The 16,446-nt window shown below is 50.9% G+C and carries 17 protein-coding genes; 1 reads left to right on the forward strand and 16 read right to left on the reverse strand.

Annotation, left to right across the window (positions count from 1 at the left end):
• Position 1: 1 nt before the first annotated feature.
• From EDM21_RS06665 to EDM21_RS06710, 10 genes are all read right to left on the reverse strand, one after another.
• Positions 2 to 856 (reverse strand): ABC transporter ATP-binding protein, encoded by an 855-nt coding sequence (locus tag EDM21_RS06665; RefSeq protein ID WP_157334090.1) that lies wholly within the window; start codon positions 854 to 856, stop codon positions 2 to 4.
• Positions 843 to 1,550, reverse strand: coding sequence for a hypothetical protein (locus tag EDM21_RS06670; RefSeq protein WP_157334092.1), 708 nt, complete (start codon positions 1,548 to 1,550; stop codon positions 843 to 845). Before EDM21_RS06670 ends, EDM21_RS06665 begins: the two co-directional genes overlap by 14 nt.
• Positions 1,543 to 2,091, reverse strand: a complete 549-nt coding sequence (locus EDM21_RS06675) for a sigma-70 family RNA polymerase sigma factor (RefSeq protein WP_157334879.1) — start codon at positions 2,089 to 2,091, stop codon at positions 1,543 to 1,545. The genes EDM21_RS06670 and EDM21_RS06675 overlap by 8 nt, the downstream gene beginning before the upstream one ends.
• A 202-nt stretch (positions 2,092 to 2,293) precedes the next feature.
• Positions 2,294 to 2,794, reverse strand: coding sequence for a hypothetical protein (locus EDM21_RS06680; RefSeq protein ID WP_338043944.1), 501 nt, complete (start codon positions 2,792 to 2,794; stop codon positions 2,294 to 2,296).
• The gene (locus tag EDM21_RS06685; protein WP_157334094.1) at positions 2,791 to 4,047 is read right to left on the reverse strand and encodes a DNA polymerase IV; all 1,257 of its coding nucleotides are present in this window, start codon (positions 4,045 to 4,047) and stop codon (positions 2,791 to 2,793) included. The genes EDM21_RS06680 and EDM21_RS06685 overlap by 4 nt, the downstream gene beginning before the upstream one ends.
• A gap of 234 nt (positions 4,048 to 4,281) precedes the next feature.
• Positions 4,282 to 4,569: a stage VI sporulation protein F gene (locus tag EDM21_RS06690; protein WP_068774574.1), complete on the reverse strand. Its 288-nt coding sequence runs from the start codon at positions 4,567 to 4,569 to the stop codon at positions 4,282 to 4,284.
• Between the two features lie 125 nt (positions 4,570 to 4,694).
• The gene (gene recG / locus EDM21_RS06695; protein ID WP_157334096.1) at positions 4,695 to 6,740 is read right to left on the reverse strand and encodes an ATP-dependent DNA helicase RecG; all 2,046 of its coding nucleotides are present in this window, start codon (positions 6,738 to 6,740) and stop codon (positions 4,695 to 4,697) included.
• A 2-nt stretch (positions 6,741 to 6,742) separates the two neighbouring features.
• Positions 6,743 to 7,594: a DegV family protein gene (locus EDM21_RS06700; protein WP_157334098.1), complete on the reverse strand. Its 852-nt coding sequence runs from the start codon at positions 7,592 to 7,594 to the stop codon at positions 6,743 to 6,745.
• A gap of 15 nt (positions 7,595 to 7,609) precedes the next feature.
• Positions 7,610 to 9,379, reverse strand: a complete 1,770-nt coding sequence (locus EDM21_RS06705; protein WP_157334099.1) for a DAK2 domain-containing protein — start codon at positions 9,377 to 9,379, stop codon at positions 7,610 to 7,612.
• Between the two features lie 18 nt (positions 9,380 to 9,397).
• Entirely contained in the window at positions 9,398 to 9,757 is a 360-nt protein-coding gene (locus EDM21_RS06710; RefSeq protein WP_068774570.1) for an Asp23/Gls24 family envelope stress response protein, read from the reverse strand.
• Positions 9,758 to 10,038: 281 nt separating this feature from the next.
• On the opposite strand from EDM21_RS06710, the gene rpmB reads away from it, so the two are divergent.
• The gene (gene rpmB, locus EDM21_RS06715) at positions 10,039 to 10,227 is read left to right on the forward strand and encodes a 50S ribosomal protein L28 (protein ID WP_068774569.1); all 189 of its coding nucleotides are present in this window, start codon (positions 10,039 to 10,041) and stop codon (positions 10,225 to 10,227) included.
• 81 nt (positions 10,228 to 10,308) lie between these two features.
• Here the strand turns inward: rpmB and spoVM are convergent, their stop codons facing one another.
• The 6 genes from spoVM to rlmN all read right to left on the reverse strand — a co-directional run bounded on the left by spoVM (position 10,309) and on the right by rlmN (position 16,313).
• A complete protein-coding gene (spoVM, locus tag EDM21_RS06720) occupies positions 10,309 to 10,389 on the reverse strand; it encodes a stage V sporulation protein SpoVM (RefSeq protein ID WP_036658759.1) in 81 nt (26 codons plus the stop codon).
• 267 nt (positions 10,390 to 10,656) lie between these two features.
• A complete protein-coding gene (gene rpe, locus EDM21_RS06725) occupies positions 10,657 to 11,319 on the reverse strand; it encodes a ribulose-phosphate 3-epimerase (RefSeq protein WP_157334101.1) in 663 nt (220 codons plus the stop codon).
• A 1-nt stretch (position 11,320) separates the two neighbouring features.
• The gene (gene rsgA / locus EDM21_RS06730; RefSeq protein ID WP_157334103.1) at positions 11,321 to 12,313 is read right to left on the reverse strand and encodes a ribosome small subunit-dependent GTPase A; all 993 of its coding nucleotides are present in this window, start codon (positions 12,311 to 12,313) and stop codon (positions 11,321 to 11,323) included.
• A 21-nt stretch (positions 12,314 to 12,334) separates the two neighbouring features.
• Positions 12,335 to 14,473 (reverse strand): Stk1 family PASTA domain-containing Ser/Thr kinase, encoded by a 2,139-nt coding sequence (pknB, locus tag EDM21_RS06735; protein ID WP_157334105.1) that lies wholly within the window; start codon positions 14,471 to 14,473, stop codon positions 12,335 to 12,337.
• Entirely contained in the window at positions 14,470 to 15,231 is a 762-nt protein-coding gene (locus tag EDM21_RS06740) for a Stp1/IreP family PP2C-type Ser/Thr phosphatase (RefSeq protein WP_157334107.1), read from the reverse strand. Before EDM21_RS06740 ends, pknB begins: the two co-directional genes overlap by 4 nt.
• A gap of 14 nt (positions 15,232 to 15,245) precedes the next feature.
• Complete coding sequence (gene rlmN / locus EDM21_RS06745; RefSeq protein WP_157334109.1) at positions 15,246 to 16,313, reverse strand: dual-specificity RNA methyltransferase RlmN; 1,068 nt, start codon at positions 16,311 to 16,313, stop codon at positions 15,246 to 15,248.
• Between the last annotated feature and the right edge of the window lie 133 nt (positions 16,314 to 16,446).

Below are 16,446 nucleotides of genomic sequence, written 5' to 3' on the forward strand. Positions count from 1 at the left end.
CTCACATGGCCTCATCCCGATATATGTATAGAAACACGTCCTCCAGGTTGGGGCTGACGCTTCGCGCGACATCGCCGCAGTCGATCTCACTCGCGAAGCGAGTAACGGTTTTGCCGTTCTCCTGGTGTTCAGTTAGCACTAGATAAGGCGTATGGATATCGGCTATGTCGTCTGTTTCATAGACTTTGCCCATGAGCGTACTGCATATCGATGCAGGTGACTCGTTGGTAAACAATCTGTGATTTTTGAACATAATAACCCTGCTTGCAATCGTCTCAATGTCCGACACAATATGCGTTGAAAGTATGACAATGCGGTCTTTGGATAGGGACGAGATCAGGTTGCGGAAGCGGACGCGTTCTTTTGGGTCAAGCCCTGCGGTAGGTTCGTCGAGAATCAGGATTTTGGGATCGTTCAGCATAGCCTGGGCGATTCCGACGCGCTGAATCATACCACCTGAGAACTTCTTCATCTTCTTGTCTCTCACGTCCGACAAGCCCACAAGATCAATGAGTTCGTCAGTCTTGCGCTTTGATTTGTCCCGATCGAGACACTTTAACGCTGACATATATAGAAGGAACTCTCTCGGCGAGTGGTTCCTATAATAGCCGAAGTCCTGCGGCAAATAGCCGATAATGTCGCGGTACGAAGCATCAAGCCCGACGATTTCATCTCCGTTCCAAAGGATTTCCCCCTTTGTGGGGAAGATGAGTGTCGTGAGCATTTTGATCAATGTAGTCTTGCCCGCGCCGTTTGGGGCAAGCAAGGCGTAGACACCGCCAGAGAATTCGAGGTTAATATCCTCCAATGCAGTGAAATCCCCATATTTCTTAGTCACATTGTTAAGCAATAGCATATTTCTTTACCCCCGCCATCATTTTTGAGATTTGATAAGAGAGTGCTGCCCCTCCGAGAACGGCAAGCACAACCGAAAAAGCAATCGGCATTTCTCGTAGTGTTGTCTCCCATTTTTCCCCTAACGAGAATGGGATTACGATATTTACGAACACCCACACCGCGGAGAACAACGCATTTACCCATTTGCCGTGAAGAAAACGCAGAAAGGATATACTCAAGGTAGCGCAGAGAAACAGGGCGGACAGGCAAATCGGAAACAATGAAAGAAATTCATAGCCGCTGTCTGTGCTGATTGTCGTGATGACCGTAGTGAACACAAAGCCAAGGACCGAGTAACAAATCACCCGCAGTGCGGTTATCTGCCGGATGGTGTACCGGCAAGTCTGTTTTAATTCGTATAGCCCGCCTGTCCGCTCCGTTGTTTCGGCAAACATGGTTATCAGCAGGAAGACTAGCGGGGCAACAGCGATGGCAGCGGAGAAGCGGTAATCATCAGGCGCAAAGCCGAACAGCACGAGAACAACTGCGAGAGTGACAGCGGAGAAAACCAAGCTGTACCCCGTATCCCAAAATATGGTGCGCAGGCCCAGGGTGCGCAGCATTTCCACAATCCGTTCTATCGTCGTTTGCGGCTTGACTAAGCCTTGCGAAAGAATGTATTCAATGCTTGCACTCTTTGTTTTCTTATCCATAATCAGCAAATTCCTTTCTAATCAGGTTGATAAGGCGGTAATACTTGGATTTCACGCTTCCCTCGGGAAGTCCTTCGATACCTGCGATTTCAGAGAACGTGTACCCGCCGAAGATGTGAAGCCGGAAGATTTTCTGCGTATCCGGAGGCAAACCGCCCACAAAAGCGCATATCTTCTCCGTGAAGTCCCTGTCTTCAAATTGCCGAATAAAGTCTGCTTCATCAATGGGCTCCACCTCGTCAAGCGATATGGTTCTGGTCATCGTGCGGTAGGCGCGTGAGCGGAACCAATCAACAACCTTATTTGCGGCAATCCTGTACAGCCACGTCCGGAATCCCGCACCCCGCTTCCTATCGTAAAACCCGATTGTCCTGAGCATGGAGATAAATATCTCCTGTGTCAGTTCAATAGCAATATCTGCATTTGAAACTTGTTTCCTCACGAAGCCGTAAATCTCGTCATAGTAGCCTTGCACCAGTTCATCGGCGGCGGCGCGGTCGCCGTTTCGCTGGATTTTCTTTATCAGGCGCAGCTCGTCCAGGCGGCACCACCTCCTTTTTGTCTATCCGTTTATATATTCGTAGCGGATAGAGAAATAGTTTCAACGCCACAATGTTAAACATGTTAAGATCGCATTCAAACCAAACTAAATAACCAGTCGCCGGTTGATTTCCGACGACTGGCCGCATACAATTGCAAGGTGTTTTGATTTCAGGACGGGAGCGGGGAATGAATATCTCCTCTCAAGACTTCCCCCTTGCAGACAGCTGTTGAGCTATCTCTTCAATATATCTTTGGATCTTAATGGATATCTCCGACTTGACTACGTCCCGGACAATGGCAATATCATCCTCGTACCCCCGGCAAATAAACTTAACCCGCAGGTTCCCGTCTATTTTCTCATCCTCATAGACCTTAATCCCCTGCTCGCGAAGTAATTTCTTCGTTTCGGAAATATCCCGCACAATCCGGTCGATCAGAATATTGGCAGCTACTAAATACAACTTCTTCAGGGCATTATCCGTTACTTGGGTTTGAGTTTTACGCAGGCTCGTTTCCACGACCGTCAGCATAATCGGAAGAATGGCATAGTTCTTTATGAGCACGAGCTCTTCCAATACAGCCATCTGGCTCCTTTGCTCGGGGTGCTCCTTTCTTCTTTGTATAAGAGCTTCACGGTGCTCAGGCAAAAGCATTCTACTGGATTCCCATAATCCATTTCCCGATAATTTTTTGCTGTTCACTTGTAATGCCCCCCAATTTTGTGCGACCGTTCTATCGCCTGACCGGATGCCTGGTAAGAGGAAGCCCTCAGAATCGAAGTCGTTCCAAACCGATTTTTGATTTCGTCTGTTGCATGCTCAAGTTTACGGGTCTTCTCCCTGTTCCCGAAAAAAGTAAGCTGGTACACATTATCCGGCGTAAGATCCGATAAAGTGACGGATAGTTTACGTACAGGATGCCCGTTCCAATGCTTATAAAATATACGCCGGACACCTTCATAGACCTCGCGGGTCATGTTGGTAGGATCCGGCAGTGTAGCCTGGCGATGAAAGCCCGTGGGCATGTCATAGTCCGCCCCCATCGCTCCAGTATGTATCACTCTTCCTGCGAAGCCTTTGGATCTGCAGCGCCGGCATACTTCTTCCGCCAATTCAAGCAGGACGACATCAATCTCTTCTCTCTTCGTATAATCCCTCGGCAGCGTCATGCCATGGCCGATTGCCTGCTGGGATTGATCGAAGGTTCCCGGCGATACCGGTGAATCATCAAGTCCGTGCGCAGTGCGCCAGTAAACTTCCGCCTGGATATCGCTGTTCTTCCCCAGACGTACTTTCATTTTCTTCTTAAACTCGGGCAGAGACAGCTTGGCGATATCTCCTATTGTATAAATGCCCATCCGTGCAAAATGCGCCGTCATCCGGCTGGCTACCCCGTACATCTTGTTCACCGGCTGGTGCCACAGCAAATCGGCGATCTCCGATCGGGGCAGGACGAAGATTCCTTCGTCTGATTTCTTGGCATAAATATCTGTCGCCATTTTGGCCAGAATCTTCGTTTCGGAAATGCCCACCCTCGCAAACACACCCGTCGATACCAGCACCCGTTCCTGTATTTGTTTGGCAATCTCGACAGCCGTACCGAATATTCCCGTACTGTCTGTAATGTCAATGAACTGCTCATCACAGCTGAACGGCTCCACCAGATCCGAAAACTTCTCATAAATCTCCGTAATCAGCAAAGAACAGTTGATGTACGTTTGCATCCGCGGCTTTAGGACGACAACGTCGGGACATTTGGCTACAGCAGTCCCCACTGTCTCGGCCGTCGTAATCCCCCATGACTTGGCCATCGGGCAGGCCGCAAGCACAATTCCGGCTCTCCTCTCCGGGTCTCCCGCTACAATGACCGGATATTCCGCATATTCCGGATGCGCAGCCTTCTCCACGCTTGCATAGAATGACTGACAATCCGATAGCAATACCAAGCGTGACATAAGATCACTCCAATAAGAATGTATGTTCCCTTATCTATTATACTCATAATACCGAACATATATTCGTTAATCAAGCGGTTAATCTTGTAAAAAAACCGGCTTTTATTGCACACTTCCGGAATATGTAAATAAAATAAAAAAAAACACCGTTCACCCTCATGCAGCATCTGCACAAAGACAGTTGGCGTTAATAAGCGGACTCCATCAAAAAAAGCTTGCAAGATTCTTTTCTGTTTAACGAAACATCCCCCACAGTTTGAGCAGATGAAACGTATTGTTCGGGTCTATTTTCTGTGCAATAACGAAATCAATCAGTACGGCTGCCTGCCCTTGAGTAAGCGGTTCTCCCACGATCTTAGACAGTTGAGACACGAACGAAGCTACCTTCTGCCGGTTCTGCAAATCGGATTTTGTGACGCCTTGCAGCAGTCCTTTAACCCGCTCTTTGACTTCCGGTTTTTTCATTTTCGTTTTAATCCGCTCCACCAGAGCCGGGTCTATTCCGTATTGCTGATAGCTCACTTTAACACCTCCCGATATCCCATCCGTGCTAGCATATGTGGGAACCTGCCTAATCGTGCCTGTCTTAATCCAATTTCTCTCTCACAAAAAGAAAACCGACCGGCCCGAGGCCGATCGGTACAGACTTAATCCATAACATCCCCATCAAAAATAAGCTCGCGCTGCAGGAAGTCCCGCAGGGGCATATACTCCGCAGCCGTCCAGAATTCCGGCCGGGCTACCAGCTCGGCCGCATCGTCGCGGGCCAGCTCCATCGTTTCGAAATCGACCATCATATCGGCGATCCGAAAATCCGGCAGACCGCTCTGTTTCGTCCCGAAGAAGTCTCCCGGACCGCGAAGCTCCAAATCCCGGCGGGCGATTTCGAAGCCGTCTACCGTGTCTGTCATCGCCTGCATCCGCTCCTTGCCGACCTCTGTCTTCGGATCGGCAATCAGGACGCAGAAAGACTGATGCTCTCCGCGTCCCACTCGTCCGCGAAGCTGATGCAGTTGGGACAATCCGAACCGGTCCGCATCGTAGATCACCATCAGCGTCGCATTCGGCACATCAACTCCGACCTCGATGACCGTAGTCGAGACAAGGGTATGGATTTCGCCGTCCTTGAACCGGCGCATCACATCCTCCTTCTCGGCCGCGCTCATCCGCCCGTGCAGCAGGCCTACCCGCAGATCAGGAAATGCTTGCTGCAGCTGCACGTGGACGTCAATGGCATTCTGCACGTCCAGCTTCTCGGATTCCTCGATAAGCGGACAAATCACGTACGCTTGTCTGCCTTCATCGGCTTCGCGGCGAATGAAACCAAGCACACGGTCGAACATCTCGTGACGGACCCAGTATGTCTTGATCGGCTTACGGCCTTTGGGCAGCTCACGGAGCGTCGAGACGTCCAGATCGCCGAAGGCCGTAATCGCAAGCGTCCGTGGAATCGGCGTCGCCGTCATCGTCAGCACATCGGGGTTCATTCCTTTGCGCCGCAGGATGCTGCGCTGATTGACTCCGAACCGGTGCTGCTCGTCGGTAACGACAAGCCCCAGCTTGCGGAAATACACATCCTCCTGAATGAGGGCATGCGTGCCGACAATAATGTCGATCATCCCCATTTGGAGGGAGGCCAGAATTTCCCTCCGCTGCCGGGCGGTCGTGCTGCCTGTAAGCAGAGCCACCTGGAAACCGTAAGGCTCGAACATCGCTTTGAGCGAGCGAGAGTGCTGTTCGGCCAGAATCTCCGTCGGCACCATCAGCGAGCCCTGGCAGCCGGCTGTTACGGCCGCATACAGCGCAGCTGCCGCGACAACCGTCTTGCCGGCGCCCACATCGCCTTGAAGCAGCCGGTTCATCGTGAAAGGCTCCTGCATATCATGCAGGATCTCCGCGATAACCTTCTTCTGCGAAGGCGTCAGAGTGAACGGCAGAGCGCGGACAAAAGCGCGGACCTTAGGCAGGTCCACTTCCTGGGCAAGCCCGCTCATGCGCTCACGGGTGATCGCGCGAAAAGCGTGCATTTTGAGCTGGAACAGGAACAGCTCCTCATACACCATCCGTTTCCGCGCTTCGTTCCCGTCTTCCATCCCCTCGGGCCGGTGGATAATCTCCATCGCCCTTCTGCGTGGAAGCAGCCTGTATTTGCGCAGAAACTCGGCAGGAATGATTTCACTTACCATCGCGCTGTACTGCGCAAGCGCCTGAGCAGTAGCCTTGCGCATCCATTTCTGCGTAAGGGACCCGCCAATCGAATAAACCGGCTGCAATGTGCCGGTTTTGGTCGTTCCCTTATCCGGAAATTCGGAATCCGCCACCGTCATCTGATGACGGCGCTGATCCCATTTTCCAGTCAATACAATATCACGGTTAGGAATCAGCTGATCTTTGAGAAACTGCCGGTTAAACCACACGGCGGTAACAAAAAAGTGGTCAATGACCACTTTACAGCTGAGTCTATTTTTGCGGCCGAACCGCTGTAAGACGGGCTGGGACATGATTTTACCCTGCACCGTAATCTTTTCCCCGTCTTTAACCAGCGTCAAATCGCGGATGGAATAGTCTTCATAACGATACGGGTAGTACTCAAGCAGATCGGCAACGCGGGTAATGCCAAGAGCCTGCAATTCTTCGGCCTTCTGTCCGCCGATACCACGGACATCTGTCACCGGTATATGATTTAAATCCATGACTAGGCAGGACTCACGAATGCAGCGACCGTACCCGGACCTGCATGGGCACCGATAACCGGACCGATTGAGATGTACTGCATGCTTTTAACCGTAAAGTTCTGCTCAATCAGGCGATGCAGCTCTTCCGCCGCTTCCATATTGTTAGCATGTGCCACACTGACATGAAGAGCGCCGCTCGGTACGTCCCGGCGCAGCATGTCAATGATGCGGGCCATTGCCTTCTTCTGCCCCCGCACCTTATCTACGGATGCAATTTCCCCTTCGGGGTCAACCGATAGAATAGGTTTAATATTGAGCAGAGAACCGATCAAAGCGGATGCCTTGCCGATTCTCCCGCCCTTTTGCAGAAATTCAAGCGTATCTACTAAAAAATAAATAGCGAACGTTTCCCGCATGCTGCGTACGATCTTCGTACATTCTTCCACGCTCTTGCCTTCTCGGGCCGCTTCGGCTGCGGCGACTGCGAGTGCTCCTATGCCGTAACAAGCCGACTTGGAATCAATCACTTCCACTCTGTCCGTTTCAAGCATGGATTTGGCAAGCAGCGCGGACTGGTACGTTCCGCTCATGGCCGAAGACAGGTGGATGGATATAATTTGAACCTCCGGGTCTTCCGCAAGCAGCTTTTCATAGAGAGTAAGAAACTCCGCCGGTGACGGCTGGGAAGTGGAAGGCATGCTTTTGGCGGTAACCAGCTTATGATAGAAATGGTCAGGCTGAAGCGTGACCGCATCCAAATACGTCTCTCCATCGAGATGAATTTTGAGCGGAACCATTTCAATACCCAGCTTTTCACGTGTGGCTGCGGGAATATCTGATGTGCTGTCCGTTACAATGCGAACACGGCTCATATGCGTACCCCTCTCTTACTCTACGGAAAATATATAGGCGTAAAGCGGCTGCCCGCCCGGATGGAGCTCGATTTCAATCTGAGGATGACGCTCTTCAATGTACGCGGTAAGACGGGCTGTGTGTTCCTCATCCGCATCCTCACCCGTCAGAATCGTGGCGATCTCTGCGTCTTCGCCGATCATATGGTCCATGAGCTTGCAGCTCGCTTCAATAAGATCCTGCTCGGACACAACGATTTTCCCGTCCTGAATACCGATAAAATGCCCTTCCTTGATCTCAATGCCATCAATGGAAGTATCACGGACCGCAAATGTAACTTGTCCGGACCGGACATTCTGAATAGCTTCGTTCATGGTCTGTTCGTTCTCTTCGGCATCCGCTTTCTCCTGGAAAGCAAGAATAGAAGCAAGCCCCTGCGGAATCGATTTCGTCGGTATGACGACGATCCGCTTGTCCTCTACAAGATCTTTGGCTTGTTTGGCAGCCATAATGATATTGGAGTTATTGGGGAGAATAAAGACCGTTTCCGCATGAATCTGCTCGATCGCTTTGACGATGTCCTCGGTACTCGGATTCATGGTCTGGCCGCCGGACAAGACAACATCCACACCCACGCTCGTCAGAATCTCATTGATTCCTTGGCCGAGTGCGACGGCTACGAATCCGTAAGGCTTCAACTCAACAGGCGCTTGAACAACGGAGCGTTCCGCCTCCGCTTCCGCTTCGCGTTCGTAAACCTCAGCAGCCTCTTCAAGAATATGCGAATGCTGGTCCCGCATGTTCTCGATTTTGATGCGTGTCAGATCGCCATAGCCCATAGCCAGATTCATGACTTCACCCGGATATTCCGCATGAATATGAACTTTCACCAGTTCGTCATCCGCTACAACGAGCAGGGAGTCCCCGTGATCCCCCAGCTGGCTGCGGAAATTGATTTCATTGAAATCAAGGCCTTTTGTCTTGCCCGGCACTATTTTCAAAAGAAACTCGGTACAATAGCCGAATTCAATATCATCGGTAGACATGTGAAGTTGAGCAGGGCTCGTTCTGTCCATATGATGCGCTTCGTGCGCAAGCTGTAAAGACTCGATGTTCTTATCCTTGGTCAGCTGCTCCAGTACGGGAGCATCCCCCGCCATTAACGATGCCGAGTCTTCCTGTTCACCTTTGAGCGCCGTTACGAAGCCTTCATAAATACAAACCAGCCCTTGACCGCCGGCATCAACAACACCGACCTGCTTAAGAACGGGAAGAAGGTCCGGAGTCTTGGACAGCGTCTCATTGGCCTGCTTCAGCACCTCTTCGACCAGTTCCGTTATATCCGAGGTGCGTCTTGCTATCTGCACGGCGTGCTTGGCGGCTTCTTTGGAGACCGTGAGAACGGTACCCTCCACAGGTTTGACAACCGCCTTGTAGGCCGTATCCACCCCCTGCTGAAGCGCCGCTGCAAACTGCTGCATATCCACTTCTTCGAGATCGTGTGCATATTTAGCAAAGCCTCTGAATAGTTGGGACAGAATAACGCCGGAGTTTCCTCTTGCGCCCATCAATAGTCCCTTAGACAACGCCTCAGCGGCTTTGCCGATATGCGTAGAAGGCTTGCGTTTCAGTTCCTCGACGCCTGAAGTTAGAGTGAGGTTCATATTCGTTCCGGTATCACCGTCAGGAACCGGGAAAACGTTCAATCCGTTCACCCGTTCCACATTTCTGCGCAGGTTGTCAGCTCCAGCAAACACCATCTGCATAAAATCATTGCCATTTATTGTGTTAAAGCGCTTACTCAATGGTATTCTCCTTCCTGATTACCGGGATACCCTAACCCCTTGAACAAATATGTGAACCTCGTCAACATGGAGACCAACAACTTCATTCAGCACGTACTTCACTTTGGTCTGAACGTTGTGGGCTACGACAGATATTTTAGTTCCGTAGCTTACAATAATGTATAAATCAATCTCTACGCGGTCCTGTTCTCGGCGAACCTCTACACCACGCCCCAGATTATCACGTCCGAGCAGCTCAGCAATACCGTCTTTAAGCTGTTTGCGTGAGGCCATCCCTACCAAGCCGTAGCAATCCAGCGCGGCAGAACCGGCAAGTACTGCGACAACTTCGTCGGTTACATGTATTTTCCCTAACTCATTCGTAACTTCGATTGGCATGGAAATACCAACTCCTTCAAAAAAGGTCAATAGGACTAATCCTCATTGTACTATAACCGATGAAATAAATAAATGACAAAAATGGCGTCTATTCGTTGACTATCTCTTTTTCGCTATGCTATTATGTTTAAGTGTGTTTATTGAATGCGGTAGAACGAACCCAAACCGATGCCCTGAATTTACAGGCGACGAGCCACATGTTTACAACAAGCTGCCTTGCTTGTACTAGGCTTATGCTTACCATGCTGGCGGTTTCGTATACTTATAAGGAGGTGTCATTCATGTCTCGCAAATGCTTTATTACTGGCAAATCCCCGAAGACCGGAAACCATGTTTCTCACGCAAACAACAAGAACAAGCGTACATGGGGCGTTAACGTACAAAAAGTACGCATCCTGGTGGACGGTAAACCAAAGCGCGTTTACGTTAGCACCCGTGCCCTGAAATCCGGCAAAGTGGAGCGCGTATAATCGATTGCTCATCAAAGACAAAAAGCACCTTGAGGGGTGCTTTTTTTCGTGCCTTCATAGAGCTGGAACGGAAGCTTCATATTAGTTCTTGCTGAAGGTGTTTAGTATCGCTTTGACAAATCCGCCCAGAAATTTCGGCAGTTTGACTGTGTAGAATTTCATCCTCTACCCCTCCTTCATGTTTGCCAGCAAGCCGTGTCTCGTCATCATCTCTAGTATATTCGCACATGGGCAAAAACGTGCTTGGCCAAGAACGAATATGCTGCTCCGTTCCTTGCTGCATCGGCACCACTTCCTTCTTATAACCCGACAAAAAAAGGGCTACAAGAATTCTTGAATTCTCGTAACCCAGTGTATGCTCCTACTCGGAGTTATATGACGCTTCGGCGCATTGTTGCCGTCACGGACGAAAGGGAAGACCTGCGCGAATCAGGCTTCAGAAGCTTCCCGGATTGCGCGTATGGCTTCGGTACGGTCCGGACGACCGAACACCGCATTGCCCGCTACAGCCATCGTAGCGCCCGCCTCATGGACCAGAGGAGCGGTCTGGACATTAATGCCGCCGTCCACTTCAATCACAACATGATTCAGCCCCCGTTCACTCAGGCTGCTCCGGAGCGCACGGATTTTGGCGAGCATGCCCGGAATGAATACTTGGCCGCCAAAACCCGGATTCACCGTCATAATCAATACCAGATCCAGGCTTTCTTCCAGGACGTGCTCGATCGCAGTCAGGGGAGTCGCCGGATTCAGTACAACCCCGGCCTTAACCCCCTGTTCCTTGATCTGATGCAGCGTCCGGTGCAGGTGTGGACAGGTTTCTGCATGAACCGAGATATAATCGGCGCCCGCTTTTGCAAAATCCGCAATATAGCGTTCAGGCTTCTCGATCATGAGATGAACGTCCAAAGGCAGAGACGTGTGGGGACGAATGGCCGATACGATAGGCGGTCCCAGCGTAATGTTGGGCACGAAATGCCCGTCCATCACATCGACATGTATCCAATCTGCACCCGCTTGTTCTACCTCCCGTATTTCCTCACCCAATTTGGCAAAATCGGCAGATAGGATGGATGGAGCTATTCGCAGCATCTCAGTACCTCCTTTTCTTTTCTTTCATTTCATTCAGAAACAGCAGATAATGCTCATAGCGCGTAAGAGCTATCTCCCCACGCTCGCTTGCTTCGCGTACTTTGCAGTCCGGTTCATGGAGATGCACGCAGCCACGGAATTTGCATTTCTCTGCAAAAGGCTGGAACTCACGGAAACAGGATCCGAGATACTCAGCCTCCAGTTCAACAAAATCCAGCTGGCTGAACCCCGGCGTATCCGCTACATAGCCGCCTTTGACAAGAGGAATCAATTCAACATGGCGGGTGGTATGTTTACCTCGTCCGAGTCTATGACTGATCTCGTTCGTCTGGAGATCCAGGCCGGCGACGATGGCATTGAGCAGTGAAGACTTGCCCACGCCGGATTGACCGGCGAATACGCTGATTTTGCCGTTGAGATACTCCGCGACCTGCTCCACGCCTTCCGCCCGTCTTGAGCTGGTCAAGAGAACAGGGTAGCCGATGCGGCGGTACAAACCGATCGCCTCCTGCAGCCACTCTGGCATAGAAGCAAGCAGGGCCGCCTCGTCTTCCTTGCCCGCTGTTAAGGATTCAGGAGAGTCATCCCCTGAATCCGCTTCGCTGCCGGTTTCGGCCGTTCCGTTGATAAGATCGGCCTTGGTCAGGCAGATGGCCGCTTCGAGTCCGGTATTCTCAATGTGCACGAGAAATTTATCCAGAAGCTGTAAGTTCAGTACCGGCTCCACTATCGAGAAAACGAGCATGGCCGTATCTACATTGGCAATCGGAGGCCGGATCATCTCGGAGGAACGTTTATCAATCTCCGTTACCGTACCTTCACCGTTCTCCGTCAATTCGAACTTCACGCTGTCACCGACTAGAGGAGAGATCCCTCTTTTTTTGAAAACTCCTCTTGCCCGGCACTGGACAAGATCATCCTGTCCCAGTTTACTGCCCTCCGGCAGCACATAATAATATCCGCTGAGCGCTTTGACGATCAATCCCTGAGGCATTAAATCTGTATCCCCCTTCAATTACTCGTCATGGTCTTCCTTTTCTTTGTCCTTGTCTTTGTCCTTATTCTTGTCTCCCTTGTCCTTGCCGCCGGATTCCGTTACAAGCTTCCCGGGCGGCTGCTGAGAAGTTGCGCTGCTGGACGGTGTGGGAGAAGGACTGCCGTTCTGTTGATTCAGATAATCCTGATACGTCTTTGTTGTAACGCTAACGATTTTGTCATCTTCCTTAACCGTTATTACGGCGTTTTTCTCGGGTGAGACAATGACCGTGACATCTACAGCCAATGCCTGGCTGATCGTTTCAGCCCGGTACTGTTCATTGTCCCTTTGTGCATCCGTAACAATGACCTTAAACGTAGAGGTTTTGCCGGGAGCAGCAGGAACAAGCGGCAGGTTTACGACCATTTTCCCGGCTTCCTGCGGCATTCCGGAGCTGACGATCAAACCGATGGTTTGACCGATTGGCACATCATTATCCGCTTCGTATGGGAATTGTTTGATTACTTTGCCTTTGGCAACCTTGTAATTCGGCTCTTCCGTGATAGCACCGACCTTGAGTTTGCTTACACTGATCCGGCTGACCGCTTCCTCTTTGGAAAGACCGACCAAGTTAGGCATTTTGATTGTTTCCTTGCCCTTACTGGCTACGAGCTTCACGGATATTGCCGCCGCATCGAACTCTTCATTCTCCTTCGGAGTCTGCTCCAAGACCGTGTTCGGCTCCGCCTTGTCGGAGAAATCGTACGTGATCTTAATTTGCTCTTCTTTAAGCCCGAATCCCTGCATCAGCTGCGCTTTCGCATCTTCCGCATTGAGTCCCGTCAAAGCCGGCATTTTCTTAAGCTCAGGCCCCTTGCTTACTTTAAGCCGTACCTGGGACTGTTCTTTCAGCTTAATTCCGTCGCCCCTCGGGGTCTGGTCCGTCACCGTGCCTGCGGCTTTAGGGTCAAAGACCTCTTCCACCTCGAAACCAAGCTTGGCTGCCGTCAATTTGGCTTTGGCCTGTTCTACCGTACTGCCAATCACATCAGGCACGGGTACCTCGGCAATAACCGCTTTGTCTTGAATAAAATAGATGGCGGCCCCGAGAAGGACGGCGATAACCAGCAGGATTCCGATCCATATCCCAGCTTTTTTACTGTTTTTTTTGTTAGGCAATGAGTCTGTCCTGGAAGAGGCCGCCGCTTTGGGGACCTCCTGTCGGCTTTCTTCCTCATCGTCTTCGTCATCAAAAACATGCACGCTCTGGTTAGGACGGATAGCGGGGATGACAATTGTATTCTCATCATCGTCATGATGAATGTCGTTATAAAAGCTGATTTTAGGCTCATTGCGGCGATTCGGCTGCAAGCAAGTCTCCAGATCCTCCGTCATCTGACGGGCTGACTGGTAGCGCTCCTCCGGCTTCTTCCGCACAGCCTTCAGAATGATATTCTCCACGCTCTGAGGAAGAGTCGGGTTCAGATTCCGAGGATCCTGTATATCTTCCTGCAGATGCTTGAGCGCAACACTGATCGGGCTTTCCCCGTGAAACGGCAGTTCTCCGGTAAGCATCTGATAGAGAACGATGCCAAGAGAATACAGGTCTGATTTCTCTCCTGTATTCGTTCCTTTCGCATGCTCCGGTGAAAAATAATGAACCGAGCCGACGACCGAACCGGTTTGTGTAATCGTCGAAGAAGTCGCCGCTCTTGCGATTCCGAAATCCGTCACCTTCACGCGCCCGTTCTTGCCGATTAAAATATTGTGCGGTTTAATATCGCGATGAATAATTTCATTCTGGTGTGCGTGCTCAAGCGCATCCGAAATTTGAGCGCCGTAGTGGACCGCTTCCTCAACAGGCAGCGGTGCCCGCTCTTTGATCAGCTCATTGAGCGTACTGCCTTCTACATATTCCATAACGATGTAATGAACATCGCCTTCCTGCCCTACGTCATAAATACTTACTACGTTCGGGTGAGACAAGGAAGCAGCCGCCTGCGCCTCCCGGCGGAATCTTCTTATGAATTCTTCGTCGTTCACATACTGCTGGCGGAGCATTTTGACGGCGACTTTGCGGTGCAGCAGAATATCGAGCCCTTTGTAAACAAGGGCCATTCCGCCGCCGCCGATTCGTTCCAGAATTTCATAGCGGCCGCCAAGTTTGGTTCCGATCATGCCTCATCCCCCCCTGAAGCCGGCTCGGGTTCATTGGCTATAAGAATGAGCGTAATGTTATCGTCTCCGCCGGCATCCAGAGCAGCCTGCAGCAGCCCCTGCGCCATCGTTTCCAGATCCGGCCCCTGGCGGATAATGGACAGCATCGTCTGATCATCGACCATTCCGCTGAGTCCATCCGAACATAAAAGAATGATATCTCCTTCTTCCCACAGCAAATGCTGAATGTCCGGTTGTGCATCCGGTTCGGTACCGAGCGCCCTTGTAATTACATTGCGCCGCGGATGACGATCCGCTTCGTCCGGAGTCAATTGACCGTTCTTGAGCAGTTCATTGACAAGCGAATGATCCTCCGTCAAACGCAGGATGGAAGGTCCGCTAATTTTGTAGGCGCGGCTGTCTCCGATATGGCCCACAATAGCGATCTGCCGCGAAGCCAGCAGAACAACCGCAGTGGTACCCATCCCCTGCAAATCATCGCTCCCGGACGCATACTCGAACACCTTGCGGTTAGTCTGGCGGATTGCCTCTTGCACAGCTTCTTCGCATTCCTGTACCGACATCGCCGCATTCAGAGACTGAAGCTCTTCCAGGATCATATCGATCGTCATCTGACTGGCGACGTCGCCAGCCTGATGGCCTCCCATCCCGTCAGCCACTATAGCCAGGGAAAAGCCGTCTATGCCCTGCTGAAAAACGGCCCGATCTTCATTAACCGACCGGACGCGTCCGATATCGGTTGCACTTACCATTCTCATCGGCAATCACCCCGTTACTTCGTTTCCATATGCTTTGCCCGCAGTTGACCGCAGGCTGCAGCAATGTCGCTGCCTTGTTCCCGGCGTATGGTCGCGTTGATTTTGTTGCGTTCCAGAATGCGCTGAAAGTTAAAAATATCGTCACGGGTCGTCCGGACATAATTACGTTCCTGCACATAATTGACCGGAATCAAGTTTACGTGGCACATCGGCATTTCTTTAAGCACCTGCGCCAGTTCCTCGGCATGTTCCGCCTGGTCGTTTACATTGCCCATCAAGGCGTATTCGAACGTAATACGGCGGCCCGTCTTGGCCATATAGTACTTGCAGGATTCAATCAGGTCCTCAAACGGAAAACGTACGTTAACCGGCATCAGCTTCGTACGCAAAGCATTGTTCGGCGCATGAATGGAGATGGCCAGGTTAATCTGGGTATCCTCATCCGCAAAACGATAAATATTCGGGACGATCCCGCTCGTAGAAACCGTAATGTGGCGTTGACCGATGTTCAGCCCTTTCGGATGGATCATGATGTTCAAGAACTTCATCATCGCATCATAATTCTCAAACGGCTCGCCGATTCCCATAATGACGATTGAGCTTACACGTTCGCCTTTGGCATCAAGCAGCTGCTGCGCTTTTACGATCTGGGCGACAATTTCGCCAGGACGCAGGTCGCGTTTGAGCCCGCCCAGTGTAGATGCACAGAACGTACAGCCGACCCGGCAGCCGACCTGTGTAGTCACACATACGCTGTTCCCGTAACTGTGTTTCATAATGACCGTTTCGATCGCATTCTTATCGGCAAGCTCGAACAAGAATTTCACTGTTCCGTCCTTGGACTCATACTTAGCGATTTCCGACAAAGTCACGAAAGAAAAACTGGCTTTCAATTTCTCGCGCAGCGCTTTGGACAGATTCGTCATCTCCTCAAAGTCCGTGACACGTTTCACATACAGCCAATCAAAAATTTGTCCGGCCCGGAAAGCCGGCTCTCTATTCTCCTCTGTCCACTGCTTCCAGTCTTCAAGACTATAGTCGTAAACAAAAGGTTTATCTACCTGTAAAGTTTTGTTTCTCATAGTTTCACACCTAACTTATATGCAAATGAAGATCCGAATTATATCCGAATCCTACCTATTTTATCATAAAAAAAAGCGGAACACACTATACATGCCCTTCTGCCCTAAGAAGCAGGGCCTGTCTCTATAATAA

This window comes from Paenibacillus lutrae (assembly GCF_009757775.1).
GTDB classification, from domain to species: Bacteria; Bacillota; Bacilli; order Paenibacillales; family NBRC-103111; genus Paenibacillus_F; species Paenibacillus_F lutrae.